The 16367-nt window shown below is 42.4% G+C and carries 13 protein-coding genes; 8 read left to right on the forward strand and 5 right to left on the reverse strand.

The genetic code is table 11. From position 1 onward, the window contains the following. Position 1: 1 nt before the first annotated feature. Positions 2-2566, reverse strand: a complete 2565-nt coding sequence (locus R8P61_01465; protein ID MDW3645715.1) for an adenylate/guanylate cyclase domain-containing protein — start codon at positions 2564-2566, stop codon at positions 2-4. Between the two features lie 935 nt (positions 2567-3501). On the opposite strand from R8P61_01465, the gene R8P61_01470 reads away from it, so the two are divergent. The 3 genes from R8P61_01470 to R8P61_01480 all read left to right on the forward strand — a co-directional run bounded on the left by R8P61_01470 (position 3502) and on the right by R8P61_01480 (position 8021). Beyond that, entirely contained in the window at positions 3502-5214 is a 1713-nt protein-coding gene (locus R8P61_01470) for a T9SS type A sorting domain-containing protein (GenBank protein MDW3645716.1), read from the forward strand. A 174-nt stretch (positions 5215-5388) separates the two neighbouring features. Beyond that, a complete protein-coding gene (locus tag R8P61_01475; protein ID MDW3645717.1) occupies positions 5389-6630 on the forward strand; it encodes a S8 family serine peptidase in 1242 nt (413 codons plus the stop codon). A 152-nt stretch (positions 6631-6782) separates the two neighbouring features. Further along, positions 6783-8021, forward strand: a complete 1239-nt coding sequence (locus R8P61_01480) for a S8 family serine peptidase (GenBank protein MDW3645718.1) — start codon at positions 6783-6785, stop codon at positions 8019-8021. A gap of 229 nt (positions 8022-8250) precedes the next feature. On the opposite strand, the gene R8P61_01485 is transcribed toward R8P61_01480, so the two are convergent. Further along, positions 8251-9420, reverse strand: coding sequence for a glycosyl hydrolase (locus R8P61_01485; GenBank protein ID MDW3645719.1), 1170 nt, complete (start codon positions 9418-9420; stop codon positions 8251-8253). 162 nt (positions 9421-9582) lie between these two features. Here R8P61_01485 and R8P61_01490 point away from each other — a divergent pair, with 162 nt between their 5' ends. After that, on the forward strand, positions 9583-10476 hold the full coding sequence (locus R8P61_01490; GenBank protein ID MDW3645720.1) for a universal stress protein: 894 nt from the start codon (positions 9583-9585) through the stop codon (positions 10474-10476). A 24-nt stretch (positions 10477-10500) separates the two neighbouring features. Continuing rightward, the gene (gene pckA / locus R8P61_01495) at positions 10501-12120 is read left to right on the forward strand and encodes a phosphoenolpyruvate carboxykinase (ATP) (GenBank protein ID MDW3645721.1); all 1620 of its coding nucleotides are present in this window, start codon (positions 10501-10503) and stop codon (positions 12118-12120) included. Between the two features lie 145 nt (positions 12121-12265). Here the strand turns inward: pckA and R8P61_01500 are convergent, their stop codons facing one another. From R8P61_01500 to R8P61_01510, 3 genes are read right to left on the reverse strand one after another with little or no spacing between them, the layout of a single operon-like run. Further along, complete coding sequence (locus R8P61_01500; GenBank protein MDW3645722.1) at positions 12266-12766, reverse strand: hypothetical protein; 501 nt, start codon at positions 12764-12766, stop codon at positions 12266-12268. Between the two features lie 4 nt (positions 12767-12770). Beyond that, a complete protein-coding gene (locus R8P61_01505; protein MDW3645723.1) occupies positions 12771-13682 on the reverse strand; it encodes a helix-turn-helix transcriptional regulator in 912 nt (303 codons plus the stop codon). 54 nt (positions 13683-13736) lie between these two features. Further along, complete coding sequence (locus R8P61_01510) at positions 13737-14684, reverse strand: SDR family oxidoreductase (GenBank protein MDW3645724.1); 948 nt, start codon at positions 14682-14684, stop codon at positions 13737-13739. 150 nt (positions 14685-14834) lie between these two features. Here R8P61_01510 and R8P61_01515 point away from each other — a divergent pair, with 150 nt between their 5' ends. The 3 genes from R8P61_01515 (at position 14835) to R8P61_01525 (ending at position 16137) form a co-directional block, all read left to right on the forward strand. Continuing rightward, a complete protein-coding gene (locus tag R8P61_01515; GenBank protein MDW3645725.1) occupies positions 14835-15158 on the forward strand; it encodes a hypothetical protein in 324 nt (107 codons plus the stop codon). Between the two features lie 19 nt (positions 15159-15177). After that, on the forward strand, positions 15178-15507 hold the full coding sequence (locus tag R8P61_01520) for a hypothetical protein (GenBank protein MDW3645726.1): 330 nt from the start codon (positions 15178-15180) through the stop codon (positions 15505-15507). Between the two features lie 63 nt (positions 15508-15570). Beyond that, positions 15571-16137 carry a cysteine hydrolase family protein gene (locus R8P61_01525; protein ID MDW3645727.1) on the forward strand — a complete coding sequence of 189 codons (567 nt, stop codon included), beginning with the start codon at positions 15571-15573 and terminating at the stop codon, positions 16135-16137. The last annotated feature ends 230 nt before the right edge of the window (positions 16138-16367 follow it).

Below are 16367 nucleotides of genomic sequence, written 5' to 3' on the forward strand. Positions count from 1 at the left end.
TTTATTCTTCTTTATCAAGGGTCCCTCTTTTCTGGTCAAATATCATAAGCGAGAGATCCTTGATTTTTTTCCCTCTCTTTTTAAAGATAATACTGGACGCCAGCGAAGTGGGTAGCATAAATTTTTCCTCACTCATGGGAAGAATGATGGCTGGTTCGATGGTGCCGGGGAAATTGACTTGTTTTAAGTATATACCGTCTTCTCTTTGCGTAATGCTACCTTTGATGTTTCCATCCTTATTGGAATAATTTCCCAGGTATTTTGCTTGCATATCCTTATCCCACTTATCTCCCTTCTTTAGCATGAATTCGATATGCATTAGAAAGTTGTCGAGATAATAATGGTCAGGATGAGACGCTTTGGCTTCTGTATATTTGGTTTTGGCTTCTTCGTATTTCTTTTCTGCCAGAAGTTTATGAGCTCCTTTGATTAACTCATCTTCTTTGAAACAACGCATATAGCCATTTTGTCCTTCTTTCAGGTAAAGCTTTTCGGCTTCACTCTCAAGGACTTTTTTAAATTTAATTTCCAGGTCCTGAATAGAAGCAAAATAGCTATTCGTACTAATGGGATATAAAGGGAAGTCCTGCTGGTTCTGAACCCTTAATGCGAGTATAGGAGCATCTACCTCAATCTCAAGAGATAGTTTCCTGAACTCTACTTCATACTCGCCCATGTATTTCTGCAGGAAATCTTCCGTGAGGTAGCTGGCGGAATCTTTCATAAAAATGATGTGGTCCAGGAAGCGAGACCAGTAGGGACTCTCGGGCTCCAGAATATCAGCTTTCTTGAAAAGATTTTCGGCTTTTTCGTATGCTTCTGCCTTTAGATAATGCTTGCCGAGTTCTTTTATAACTGTCAATTTTTCCGGATTCTTTTTAATAAAAGCCTCTCCACGTTTGATTCCTTCCTCTGTTCTACCTAGCCTCAGCAGGTAATTCAATTCTGCTTCTAGTGCTGCATCTGGATCATCTCTGGCAATTTGATACCTTTTGACACTTTCAAGCGCTTCTTCAAACATACCCAGCCTTTGGTACTCTCCTGAAAGAGATAATTGAAGGTCGCTCTGAGCAGGTTTCATATCCGCCATCATCTTGGCCAATTGAACCGCTTTCTCCGGTTGATTGTCTATCCGATAGTTGAGAATACGCACATTGGTTTCCGCAGATTCGCCCAGTCTTTTTCTATGCTTCATGGCCCGTTCAATGCTCTTTTCAGCCAGAGTCGGACTGAAGGACATCTGGTGATTTATGATGGCATTGATGTAATTTGCCATAGCAAAGGATTCATCCTCCTCTCCGGCTTCATTGATCAATTGTAAGCCCCGCCCGAAATTTTTATTCATATTGACCAGACCTTCAATCAGCTTCTTGAAGGCATCTACATCTTCGGTCAGTTGTTGGGTCAATGGAAGGTCTTTTACGGTAGCCAGGTAATCTTCAGGCACTCCCAGGTCCTTTTTGATGGTGAGAGAGGCCTCGTCAACCAGGGGAAGAATTTCAGGACCACTAAAGTCCCATTCCTTGATTTTTTGTCCACTGGAAACCTGATAGAGTTCTGGGTGGAAACTGTAAATGCTATCCTTATAACTAAAGTTTCCGCGCATCAGATATTCGACCCTCTTTTCTTCGGCTTTTTCCAATTCTGCATTGAATTGCTCAAAGGTTTCCCGCTCTTCGTAATAGCTCAACATGTAGGGATCCTGGTCCCAGTCCATCTCTAATGCGAAAGGAATCGCAGCAGCTAACCATTCTGCATCTTCTTCTTCTGTTTCATTTTCAAATTCGACCAGGTAGATTTTTTTCTGTTGGGAAGAACGAACGATTTGCCTTTCGATCGTATTGCCATTTTCGTCTTTTACTTTGATGGTAGTAAATACACCATTTTCACTTTCGCCTGATCCAAAACCTCCCAAAGCCCAGACTGCTGCTAAAGCTGCAAGTAAAAGTCCACCAATCAATATGGGCAGGGTATATTTTTTAGAAGCATTTTCGGAAGAGTCAGCTTCTCCTTTGGCATCATGCTTCACGAATTTACCGCTCAGGGTATCGGGATTAGGAACAACCAGTCCTTCGAGTCCGAGGGCATAAACTTCCAGAGGCTTTTCTACATTTTTGAAATTAAAGTGGCCCATGGATTGAACCGGAATCTCTTTCTGATTTTTTATATAATCATAAACTTTCTCAGAGATCATTACACTACCCGGAACTGCCACTGATTCTACCCGGGAAGCTACATTTACGCCATCGCCTACAGCTTCTGTATCTGAGTAAAGGATATCTCCCGTATGGATGCCAATGCGAAGAGGTACCTTAGGCTCAGTCTGTAATTCCTTCTGCATTTCTACCCCACATTGTGCGGCATCTATTGCGCTGTCAAATACACTCAGCGTTCCATCTCCATAATATTGCAGGATGGTTCCATTGTATAGTTTGTGGAGTCTTTGAAAAACCTCCCGGTGGCGGTTTCTCATTTCCAGAGCTTTGGCTTCGTCCTGCTGCATCAGGGCGGTATATCCCTGAATATCTGTGAACATTATGGCTGCGAGCTTACGGGTACTTTCCATCTTTTGTGTTTTTACTGGCCTATAAATTACAAAAAAATAGGTCTAAACAGGGGCTTTTGTTAGCCCATACATAATTAAAGACTCAGATAAGGAGATTTAGTTTGAAGTCGGGGGAAATGGGTGGAAATGAGAATAAATTTCTGCCTGTGGATGTAAAAGCTTGTCAAGCAACGTTCGGATAGTGAATCATCCAAATTTGAGTGGTTCCTGCATGCCTTCTTCAAATGCTTTAGAACAGGCATTGCAGGACGTCTTGGTGAGCATTCAGCCCGGTTCTGGGGCTGAAAGATGTGTATGGGCAGAAGATTTATCTTCTGCCCTTTTTCTATATAAAGAAATAAGCCGCTCTCGACTAAAGAACGGCTTCCAATATTTCCGATTGAGGTTACAGTTTATCTTTCACATCTGCAAGATGAGTAATTATACTCCCCACCTCCATCATGACATTCTTGAATAGCGCCATTTGGAGGAATACACTCCCCTCCTTCACAACTGGGCTGACAGGCATTTGAGATGATGGTAACACATACAAATGCGAAAATTCGGAGAGATTTTCTAAGGTTTGTTTTCATTTTTCTTTGCTTTAATACTTGATGGTTGATTGTTCAAACTGTGTTTCTTGCGTGTTGAATGATGAATGAACTACTCAAAACTAGGCACAGACCTTTTTAAGGGCTTTTTCTTATGTCGCAAATGTTTTACCCTATCGTTCTTTTTGTGTAAAAGGGCTTAAATGAGTCCTATACGTACTTAATCTTTGACTAAGAAAGAGCTGTTACGAGACTTCGTTCGATCTGAAAACGTAAATATTTCGACACTTTCCCAGTTGAATATTACATCCAGATTACCATTTCCGAAGAAAACTATTGTTTATCCCAGCAATTCCAGAGTTTAGCATCGGCTTCCCGAAATGACGGGAATTAAACCATCCAAAAATGCCTGGAAAGTTCTTTACAAAACCTGAAAAGGGGAATGCATATTCCCCATTGCTCACAGCTGATTCCCACCATTTATGCAGGCCTCTTCAAGAGGCACTTAATGAGCGAGAAGCAATATCTGCTTCCACTTGCTCACAGGATACCCAGACCAACACGAAGAAAAAACTTTTGTATGCCTCCAGGATCACTCAGTCCTGGAAGCCTGTTTTACCCATACCCAAGAAAATGTTTAGCGCAAATTCTGTTTATCCTGGACGATTCCTCCTCACCTTGTTCATTGCAGCCTTCTTTCACCTCATATTTCCAAATACACTCGGAGCTCAGACCATAGTCCAGAGCTGTGAGTTGACACCTTATGCCAGTAATGATCATGCATTCTGGTTAAATGCCATTCCCGGGGATTCGACCCGAGACTACGTCTTTGATACACAGGGCGGCTTACTCAATTACTGGAGCGATAGTACGCTGCAGATTACTGGCCGAATCGTGAATCAAAGAGACCCCAATCGCTTGTGGGATGTTGATATGTGGTTGATAAATCCTCGTACCTATGCAGAGTGGACCGCTTTAGGGCGAGACCTCAAAAATGGGGGAGGAGTTGATAGCACAGACTGGCAGAATTGGATGTTTTATGAGCTGGACAATAGCCGTTCCCGCATGATCGGAGTAGCTGGATCTGCTTTTGATGGAGATGTAATAAATATCCTGCACAGACCCTCCAATCTGAATTTTGGTTTTCAGATCGGTATAGGAGCCAATGATAAAAATGGGAACTTCGGAATCTCCGGTTGGTTCGATTTTGATGGATCCTATAGTGGGAGAGGCGATATCAATGCGAATATCGAATGTGATACGCTTCCCCCTCCGCCTCCTGTTTGTTCGGTCATGATTGATACTTTTTATGCAAGCTGTAAGAGCGATTCCAGCTTTGAAATGAATATCAGCTTTACTGGAATTGGAAGCAATTTTCAAATCAGTGATGATCAGGGAACGACGGTTGTAGGAGGATTGAGTAGTGGAACCTATACCTTTGGTGAGTACTTCAACAGTACAGATGTAAGGCTTACGGTTTCGGATCCCAACTTTCCGAATTGTACGGAGACTACCTTTCCGGTAACCCTGGATTGTACTCCTGTGCCTGTATGTGATCTGGTAGTTGATAGCATCTATACCCAATGTATGACAGACTCTACCTTTTCGGTAGTAGTAAGTATAAGCGGGACCAGCAACCTCTTTTTGATCATGGATAATCTGGGCAATGATCCTCTGGATAGCCTTTCAGCAGGGACATACACCTATGGAAATTATCCCAATGACTCCCTGGTTTCTATCCTTGTACAGGATTGGGCAGTATTTAACTGTTTTGTCCAGGCCGATTCCCTCACAGATAATTGTAGCAATGACAGTTCGTCTACAGGCATGGCGGTAAGTCCGGACATGCCAGAAGTTTATGTCGATCCCGTATTCCCCAATCCGGTTAGTCAGAACACCCAAATCAGGGTGCGTTCTGAAGAATCTGAGATGCTGACCTTCGCTATCAGGGTGGTTGATGCTATGGGAAGGACACGGCAGGTAAATCAGCGGATGATCCGTGAAGGCCTGCAGGAGTTCAACCTTCCCCTCAATGACCTTCAGCCGGGACTGTATTTTGTCAGTTTTGGTATCGGTGGACAGGTAGTTTCAGCTCAAAGGATCTTAGTTATAGAATAACAGTAGAACATTAGCGATACCTGAGCTTTCTAGCGACACCCAAGACACCGAAAAAACCAAACCCGCCATCCAGGCGGGTTTTTCTTTGGCTGTATGTTACGATTGTTTTCATTTGAGCAACCAATAATTGTCTACTCTCTTAGACTTTTATTATCTCAAATTTTAACAAAGCAAGTGAAAAAGTATTTCATTCTCAGTCTGAGCCTGATTTTTGTCTTATCATTTAGGCAGGATGTCTATGCTCAAAAAGCACCTAAGAAAGGTGAAAAATTGATTTTACATTCCAAGGAAGAAGGGGCTATTCCAAACCAGTACATGGTTATGCTGGAAGATGAATTTTTTACTCCCTTTATTAAAAGCACCACTTTTAAAAGGCTCAAGCGTCGAGAGCAAAAAGCGGAAGCCCTCAAGGCCTACAAGAAAGAGGCAAGGCAGAAACTGCTTCCCTTTCTTCGCGATCAAGAGATTGAACTGAAATCTATTAAAAAGATTTATGCAGGCGCATTTGTCGGATTCACCGCAGTATTGAACGAAGTCCAAATCAAAAAACTCCTGTCTTTGAAGCTTGTCAAATGGATAGAACAGGATGCTCGCATTAAGCTGGAAATAAAAAAAGGATCCATCAGGCCAGCCAAAAGCGTTCAGATTACAGATTGGGGAGTTGAGGCCGTAGGTTCGGGGGAAGCTAGCAATCTCGACAGGATAGCCTTTGTTTTGGATACTGGAATAGATATGGATCATCCAGACTTAAGGGTGAATCAGAGTTTGAGTACTTCCCTGATTGCTTCAGAACCAGACAAAGATGATAGGAATGGGCATGGTACCCATTGCGCAGGTATTATTGGGGCAAAGGACAATGTAATCGGGACCAAAGGAGTAGCAGCTGGTGCAACCTTGGTTGGGGTAAAAGTTCTCAACGAATTTGGCAGTGGAAACTTCTCTGATGTTCTGGACGGAATCTCATACACTTCTTCTGTAGCAAATCCAGGTGATGTTGCGAATCTTAGTTTTGGGGCTAGGGGTTCTCAGTGGTTACTGAGTGTGTTTATCATCGGAGCATTAGGAAATAGAGGCATATATGTAACGCTTGCCGCTGGTAATTCAAATATGCATGCATCAAATTATACGCCAGCCAATACGAATGGAAACAGAATTTTTACCATCTCGAATATGATGGAAAACAAGCATATCGCTCCCACTTCCAATTATGGCAATGCTCCGGTTGACTATGCTGCTCCGGGCACCCAAATTTATTCCACTTTCAAAGATGGAGGTTTTATGACTTTGTCAGGTACTTCTATGGCAGCTCCTCATGTGGCGGGAATTCTTTTGCTAAAAAATGGGGTGATAAAGACTAATGGAACCCTTTTACAGGATAAAGATCCCATAAAGGATAAAATTGCTTCTGCAAATTAAGAGATACAAAATCCGGATATGAGTTCTCTCAAATTTTTGAGAGAACTCATGTTTTTTTTACAAGAAAGTTACGCTTTAAGGCAAACAGGTAACTAAGCAATACATACCGAAAGGGTATGTTAATCCTATCATTAACATTAAACACACACACAGTGAAAAAGTATTTCATTATCAGCCTGGGCTTATTCCTGGCCCTATCCTTTAGCCAAAAACTTAGTGCGCAGAAAGCTCCTAAGAAAGGGGAAAAACTCATTTTGCATTCTAAAGAAGAAGGAGCCATTCCCAACCAATACATGGTCATTCTGGAAGATGAATTTTTTGCTCCCTTTATCAAAAGCGCTGCCTTTAAGCGGATGAAAAAGAGAGAGCAGAAAGCAGAAGCCCTTAAATCCTATACAAATCAGGTTAGGTCAAAACTGGCTCCCTTTCTCCGAGATCAAAAAATCGATCAAAAATCTGTAAAGAAAATTTATGGAGGGGCATTTGTTGGTTTTGTAGCCATTCTGAACGCGGATCAGATCAAGAAACTGACTTCCCTGAAAGTTGTAAAATGGATTGAACAGGATGCCCGATTCAAGATTGTGATCATTCCCGGGACCTTTAAGCCTTTCAAAGTTCAAAAAGTAGATTGGGGGGTCGAATTGGTTGGCTCCGGAAATGGATCCAGTTTAGAAAGAATAGCCTTTGTTGTAGATACGGGTATTGATCAGGACCATCCCGACTTAAGAGTGAACCGTTCTCTGAGTTCCTCTATGATCGTTTCGGAGCCGGGTAAAGATGACAATAATGGTCATGGCACCCATTGTGCCGGGATTATTGCTGCAAAAGACAATCTCATTGGAACCAAAGGAGTGGCTGCAGGAGCCACGGTAGTTGGGGTAAAAGTGCTGGATCGAAATGGAGATGGGACCTGGTCAGATTTACTGGATGGTATTTCTTATACAGCAGCTGTCGCAAACCCGGGGGATGTAGCCAACTTTAGCCTGGGAGCACCCGGTTCTCACTGGTTGGCAAGTTGGAGCATCAGACTATTTCTGGGAGGCCGTGGAATTTTTGTATCGATCGCTGCTGGAAATTCCAATATGCATGCTGGTGGTTATGCACCTGCAAATACCAATGGATCTCGGATATTTACGGTTTCCAATATGATGGAAGATAGACGTATCGCTGCCAGTTCAAACTTTGGCAATGGTCCCGTCGATTATGCAGCTCCCGGAACCGATATTTATTCTACCGATAAAGATGGTGGCTATACCACAAAATCAGGTACCTCTATGGCCGCTCCTCATGTTGCAGGTATTTTACTACTGAGAAATGGGGTAGTGCGTACCAATGGAGTGTTATTGGTTGATAAAGATCCTGTAAGAGATCCGGTAGCTTCTGCAAACTAAGAGCAAATATAGTAGATAGCTTAGATGTATAGTATGCTGAACTCCCATTAGGGAGTTCAGTTGTTTTTTGTCATGGGTGTAGATGAAAAGCAGGACTCAAAATCAAATTCAAGTGCCAGGAACATGAATAAATCTTCCTTGGCTTCGTACGGGATACTAACACTTTATTTTTCTTCTATCTATTCCTTTGAAGGCAGATATGTCTGGTGAAAAATTGAAATAAATACCTCTAAATAGCCCTTTTTGGGGGCTTGCATTCAAATCGGCGAATAAATTGCCAATTGTAGTCATGGTATTCGTGAGTCAGTCCCCAGCTTAAGGCTTCTGTCGGAGATTTTTCCGTATCCAGGGATCTTACCAGGCCAGCAGCGTGGGGGCCACCTTTGATATATGATTTGATTTCGAAATTGATTCCATCCGGCGCCCATTGCAGGGTGTTGCGTTCTGGTCCATCTGTCGTAATCATCGCTGCTATTCCTCCTTGATACGGCCATACGCAGACCTCATGTCCACTATTGCTAATGGGATTATATGGGGATTTGATATAGGGACCTTCAAGTTTGTCCGAAATAGCGACTCCATGTTTGATCTCTCTACCTCCCAAAGTGATTTGTTCACCCATTCTTTCTCCTTTATAATAGAGATGGAATTTATTGTTGAAATAGATGAGGCAGGGATCATGTACTTTATGGCTATCAAAATCTCCTCTTGTTTTGACTTGAAAACGATCATCTTCTTCTCCTAACCACTCTCCATTATCCGCCGGGGAAATGATGGGCGCATCCAGTTTCCGGAAAGGGCCGCCTGGATTTGTCGCAATAGCCATGCCTACCTGATTTTTGACTCGGTTTACATAGGGATGCTTGACGGTTTGATAGGTGAGAACAAACTTATCTTCAAATTGCATGACTTCTGGTGTGAAAACGGATCTGTCATCATAGGCTCCCTCTGGCCCTCTTCCTACTGCAAGTCCCTCCTCTTTCCATGTCCAACCATCTTCTGAAGTTGCATACCATATCTCGGTCAAATCCCAGGGAAAGACTTTATTTGCCGGATCTCCTGTGTGAAAGCCTTTGGTAATCCCGGTAGTCCTTGAATAGTAAACATAGTATTTCCCGTCAATGGATAGGACAGCACTGGGGTCGCGTCGGGTTACTCCCTCTTCGAAAGCAAAATCTCCTTTTAGGTCAAAGCTTTTGCAATTACAAAACCAGTCAGGCCCTTGTGCATAGCCTCTTTCCAGGGCACGTTTACTTGCGGAACTGAGTTTTGCGTCTTTAGGAATGCCCAAAAACTTTTTGTCTTCCTCACTATAGCTGCTAGCGGGAGGAGCAGGAGAGGAGCAGGAATAGAAGCCTGCGCATATCAGAAATATGGCCAGAAATTTAAAATTCTTCATAGTAGCGTTTTTTTGAGAATTCGTGAATTTACTCAATTCAGGAATTAAAATCCGCAAAAGCCAGTATTGACAAAAATCTATCCTTCCTCTGATTTATCTCAATAGAGATGAGGAGGGATGTAGTGAGATTGATGCTATTAGGAAAACCAAAACTTAGAGAAGATGACTAATAGCCAAAGCAATCGAGTTCTGAAAAATATTTCTGAAGAAAGGCGAATCCACCATATACTGGTTCCCATAGATTTTTCAGAGGCAGCACATAATGCATTTGAATACGCCCTTCATATAGCAGAAATGCTGAATGCAAGATTGAGTGTTTTGCATGTTTACCAGGACGTACATGCCAATTTGTCTTATATCCCCGCACAGTTCGTTTCGGCGCTTCGGGAAGAAAAACTGGACAAAGCACATGCTCTGCTGGATAGATATTTAGAGGAAGCCCGATCTGATTTGGGAAAATCTGTACGAGCCTCTTCCAGTTTGCGAAGTGGACATGCAGCCTCTGAGATCGTAAAATTTGCGAAAGAACAAAATACGGATATGATCATCATGGGTACACAGGGTGCAAACAGTCCTTCAGAGCAAATTCTTGGTAGCATAGCTGCACGGGTGATCCAGAGATGCAAGTGCTGTCCGGTTTTGGCTATTCCTTCCACTACCAGCTTTCGACCGATCCGAAAGATTATGTACGCCCTTAGCCTGGAGGACAATGATGCAGAAAGCGTAGAGGAGTTGATCAATTTCTCCAGTGCTATGAAAAGTAGCCTGATCTGTACCACCGTCAAGGCCGAAAATTCTAATTGGGCCATGCTGGAAAAGGGCTTTATCGAACAGCTTGAAAACTGGGAAAATGAAGGCAAGCTGACTTTGTCGATCCAGGAGACACGAGATATAATTGATGGATTGCGAGCTTTTATGGATGCTAATAGAATAGACATTATCGCGATGAAAACGCATTCAGAAAGAGCAAGCTTTCAAGAACGATCTCAAAGCCTTACACGGAAAATACTCATGGATGTCCGCGTCCCTGTTCTGGCCTTTCAAAAAGAAGATTAATCCCAATTACCCAACATATAAAAGATGAAAAACAGCAATCTGAAATCCATATTTCAAGGCCTGGACGAATTAGGTCTATCAAATGCCAAAGGAGTTTTTTGGAACCTGACGGCCGCCGAACTGGTAAGCGAAGCCCTCAAAAATGGGGAGGGTGTTCTGGCTGATACTGGTGCATTTATGTGGGATACGGGCAAGTTCACAGGGCGATCTCCTCAGGATCGATATATCGTGAAGGATGAGATCACTCGCGATAAGGTTTGGTGGGGAGATATCAATATCTCTTTCGATGAAGAAAAATTTGATCAGCTTTATCAGAAAGTAATTCAGAGCATGAATTACAAAAAGCTGTATGTGCGTGATGCATTTGCAGGGGCTGATCCAAGATATAGACTTAAACTCAGGGTCATAGACACACAGGCAGCTCATAATCTCTTTTGCTACAATATGTTTTTGCGCCCTGAGGCAGAAGAGCTGGTCAATTTTGATCCTGATTTTCGTCTCTTGGTTGTTCCTGAATTTAAAGCAGATCCAGAAATTGACGGCACCCGAAATGAGAATTTCGCGATCATTCATTTCAAAAAACGCCTGATTTTGGTTGGTGGAACTGGTTATACTGGAGAAACCAAAAAAGGAGTCTTTAGTGTATTGAACTTTCTGCTTCCAGAAAAGGAGAATGTCCTTTCTATGCATTGTAGTGCCAATATGGGACCAGAAGGAGATACAGCTATTTTCTTTGGGCTATCGGGTACGGGAAAAACGACCTTGAGTGCTGATAAAGGAAGAAGGTTAATCGGAGATGATGAACATGCATGGACCGATGAGGGAGTCTTCAATTTTGAGGGAGGTTGTTATGCGAAAGTGATTGATTTGAGTCCTGAAAACGAACCAGAGATTTACCAGGCCATAAAATTTGGCGCTATACTGGAAAATACCCGCTTTTCCCCGGGAACCAGCACCGTAGACTACAGCAATATAGAAGTTACTCAAAATACCCGGGTGTCCTATCCCATTCACCATATGCCTGATGCGGTTGTGCCTTCTATAGGACCACTACCTCAAAATGTGTTTTTCCTTACCTGTGATGCTTATGGAGTATTACCTCCGATTTCAAAACTGAGTATCAGCCAGGCTATGTATCAATTTATTTCTGGTTATACAGCCAAGGTGGCAGGGACTGAAACCGGGGTTGATGAACCGATGGCTGTTTTTTCGGCATGTTTTGGCGCGCCATTTATGCCCTTGCATCCCAGTAAGTATGCGGAATTATTGGGGGAAAAAATCCGAAAAGACGAGGTCAATATCTGGCTGGTGAATACCGGTTGGACTGGAGGCCCCTATGGAAAAGGAAGCCGGATCAAATTGAAATACACCCGAGCTATGATTCGGGCAGCATTGGAAAAAAAGTTGGATGAAATTCCCTTCGTAAAAGATCCCTATTTCGGACTCGAAGTTCCATCCAGCTGTCCGGGAGTCCCTGACGAACTTCTGCTTCCTCAGGGAACCTGGTCAGATAAGCAGGCTTATGCTGAGTTGGCCGAAAAACTGATTGGACAATTCAGAGAAAACTTCCGTCAATTCGAAGCAGAAAGTTCAGAAGAAATCCTGGCCGGAGCTCCGGGATTCAAAAAAGTAATTTCTCATTAAGTATACGAAAATAGTGAAGACGAAGTCCATATGTTTAAGAGTGATAAGACAATAGTCTTATCGCTCTTTTTTTTAAGATATGGGACATAGATAAAGGGAAAGCTGGGTGAAAATGAAGGCGATAGGGAGTCAAGGCCTTATTCCCTTATTTATCCACCAATTCCAACTGCTTTCGATAGTCGTCAATTCTGGTACTGGAATTACTGTCTACCATCAGGATAACTGCCATCATCGCAATAGTTGTGATACTGATGGCTCTCCAAAGAGGTTTGTCAACGAAAATGATCAAGAGTGCTGCAATTGCAATGATGATTGGAATGGCTTTGAAAACTACGGTCTGAAATTCTCCGACAGTTTTTTCGGCGCGACTTATTTCCGCTTTTACAAATGCAGTCGGATCTGAATTGTAAGCTGTAGCAAAGTTGTTAAGTCTCGACTTATTGGTGAAAAATAACCCCAGGCCTACAGCTAAAACTAAAATGCCTGCCACTAGGGTCGGGTAGATGAATGCTCTGGCGGTTTCGGTTTTTCCAAGTTGCCAAAATCCTATACTTGCAGCCAGAAATACAAGTCCGAAAAGTATGAAGAATTTCGATGAGAAGATTTCATCTTTGGCCCATTCGTTAGCTATTTTTAAGATGTCCATTGCTTTAATTCAGTTTAAATTTTTCGATGTAGTCCGAAGGACTTAGGCCTTCTTTCTTTTTGAATAATCTTGAAAAGTACTGGGGATATTCGAAGCCTAACTCATAGGCTACTTCAGAGATAGTTTTATTAGGTTTCAATAAAATATGCTTGGCTTCATCAATCAAGTATAATTGCAAGTGTTCTGTGGTGGTTTTACCGGTTTCTTTTTTGAGGGTGTCGCTGAGGTAACGTTGAGAAACCGACATCTGCTCCGCTATTTGTTCAATGCTGGGAATGCCTTTTTCCTGTAGCTGTCCCGATTCAAAATATGCTTCCAGTTGTTGGTTAAATTTCTCCAGCAGATCATTCGAGAGCTCTTTCCGATGAAGAAACTGCCTTTCATAAAATCGGTTGGCATATTTTAACAGGGTACTTAATTGAGAGATGATGATGTCTTTACTAAACTCATCCTGGTTGTTGTGATATTCTATATCAATATTTTCTACAATGGATTCTATCTGCCTTTCTTCTTTGGGAGAAAGATGCAGGGCTTCATTTACTGCATAGGAAAAGAATCCATATTTTTTAATCTGATGCGCTAATTCTGTCCCTTTGAGGAAATCTTCGTGAAAATTTATAGAAAAGCCTTTTTGCTCAAAAACCACGCTATTGTCCCACTGCAAGACTTGCCTGGGAGCAAGGAAAATCAAGGCTCCATTCGTGAAGTCATATTTTGTTCGGCCATAGGTTAAGTTTCCTTTGACAATCTTTTTCAGACTGATAGAATAGCAATCATTGGTGATCGGAGGCGAACTCTCTCTTGGGCAAGGAAGAAAATTGTCCCCGCTTGCGAACATGACGCTCAGCATTGGATGCTCTGGCCTAGCTAGTTGCATGTAATCCAGATATGCGGATAGAGTTTTGAAATGCTGCATTTTAACGCTCTTTTTCAAGTTGCCAATGGACGTATTTTCCTTTGAATTTTTGACTTAAATTTTCCATTCGAAATTCGTTGCCTTTTCGGATACCTCCCAAAGCTTTGTTGCAACAGTTTTGTCTTGGGCGTGTGCCTCTAATTTGCATTCGCCTACAGGCCCTGTCCATTGCATTCTACCCGTAGGACCATAATATGCCTTCTGATTCAGGTTCTCTTCGGTAGCACACATCACTTCGGGATATGAACCCTTTTCAGCCGACTGGACCAGGGGGGTCATCGACATCAATCCGAAAAGAATCCTATCTCGTAAACCCCCACTATTTTTGATAAGGGAGGTAGCGGAAGCACCAGGATGGCAGACATAGACTTCCACCTCATTCCTGGCAGCTTTAATTCTGTCTTGCAATTCGTAGGCAAACATGATTTGGGCCAATTTACTATGACAATAGGTATTCATAGGATGGTAATTTTTATCCCAGTTCATGTCAGCGAACTGCATGGTTTTCAGGCCCATTTTATAGCCTTCACTGCCAACGACTACTATGCGTCCTTTGGACTCTTCCACCTTCTCGTAAAGTAATCCGCACAAGAGAAAATGACCATAATGATTTACGCCAAGCTGACTCTCAAATCCGTCCTTTGTGAACTTTTGTGTGGGGACTTGTGCAATAGCAGCATTACAAATCAATGCATCAATCCTGGCTACAGTTGCAATTACCTCTTTTGCGGCATTGCGTACAGAAGCAAGCTCAGCCAAATCCATTTTAATAAATGAAACTTTAGCTGTTGATCCAAATTGCCCTTTCAGGTCTTCAATTGCTTTATTAGATTTTTGTTCATTTCGATTAAGCATGATGACCTCCGCACCTTTGCCCAGAAGTATTTTGCTCGCTTCAAAACCTGCTCCTGTATTCGCTCCAGTGATAAGGTAGGTTTTGCCACTTAAGCTACCTAATCTTTCGGGTGTCCACCCTTGTTTGCCAAATTCTTGCGTATTCATTTTTTATTTATTGAAAAGAATAAGACAAAGATCGATACGAAGCCGCTTTAACTCCTTATACGAAATTTCAAATCCTGTATACTTTTTGGTTAATTCAATAATTGCAGACAATTATCCTTTAACTTAGGTAAGAATTAAACACAGAGTTATATGTGGGAAGAAAAACTCAAAATCTACGATGAATTGGTAGAAAAATGTCCTCGCTTTGATCGAAAAGGCAAGACTATGCCCTATACCTCAGCCAATGGATACATGTTTTCCCTACTCAATAAAGCTGGCGAGTTTGGCATCCGTTTCTCTAAAGAAGTTCAGCAAAAGTATATAGAGGAATTCGGAACAGGGCTTTATAAATCCTATGGGGCAACTATGAAAGGCTATGTTCGTATTCCTGATAAGATGTTGGAGGATTTGGAGAAACTGGCTGAGTACCTCAATGAGAGTTATGATTATGTCATGACTTTGCCTCCGAAATAGAATGTTTAAATGTCGTACCATGAAATTTGCACAGGAAAATACTCCCTTACCCAAAGGATGGTGTTACCTTATGATTACTGTACAAAGAACCGGACAAGTACTATCTCCATCAGGAGGTTGGTTCCTGAACAAAGAAGATGATCTCTATATCCAGTTTGATGAACTCGATGAAGCGAAGGCCTGGGCAAGCGATAAGGCAAAAAGATCCGATGATATTTCTATTTTATTGTACAAAGAAGGAGATGTTTTTGTAGAAGAATTCAATTCTCCTGTACACGCTTACACCTATTCACGACCCAAAGTAGGCTGGAAAACAATCCTCATGAGAATTTTGGGAAAACGAAAATGAAATTCGAGGACATTGAAGGGAAGTTCCCCTTCAATGTGTAATTTCAAGCTCTAAACCGAAGGTATGAATCTGAGAGAAAAAAATCCTGCTTTGCTCCTCATCGACATCCAAAAAGGCATGGACGAAATAGAATATTGGGGAGGCAATCGAAACAATCCGAATGCAGAAGAAAAAGCCCAGGAGATTCTGGCCAAATGGCGCGAACTAAACTTGCCCATTTATCATGTACAGCACTCTTCCCAAAACCCCATTTCCAAATTACATCATACACATCCGGGCTTTGAGCTAAAAGACGGATTCAAACCACAGGAAGGAGAGCCGCTTATTGTCAAAAATGTCAATAGCGCCTTTATTGGAACAGATTTGAAGGAGCAGTTGGAAAAAGCAGGAATCGATACCCTCGTGATCGTAGGCCTGACCACCAATCACTGTGTTTCTACAACTACCCGCATGGCTGGGAATTTTGGCTTCCAAACCTATCTCATTTCTGACGCCACAGCTACTTTTGACCGCATCGGCATCAATGGAGAAAAATATAGTTCTGAGGTAGTACATCTCACTACCCTGGCAAGCCTGAATGAAGAATTTGCAGAGGTAGTGGATACCGAGACTTTGCTGGCAAAGGTATAAGGGATCATTTGACCCCTCCGCGCAGGCCAACTTCCCCTTATTCGCCGAATAATGGGAGGAGCGCAATCCGATTACGTATAATTTTGCTAGCGAATCCTATTTTGATCCAGCCTCCAGTGTCATTGCGAGGTCAAAATTTGACCGAAGCAATCTCCTTGATTCCGATTAGTTTTTTAAGTCAAGGGGATTGCTTCGGCTGTCATACAGCCTCGCAATGACATCTTTGATGA

Source organism: Bacteroidia bacterium (assembly GCA_033391075.1).
In the GTDB taxonomy this organism is placed as follows: domain Bacteria; phylum Bacteroidota; class Bacteroidia; order J057; family J057; genus JAWPMV01.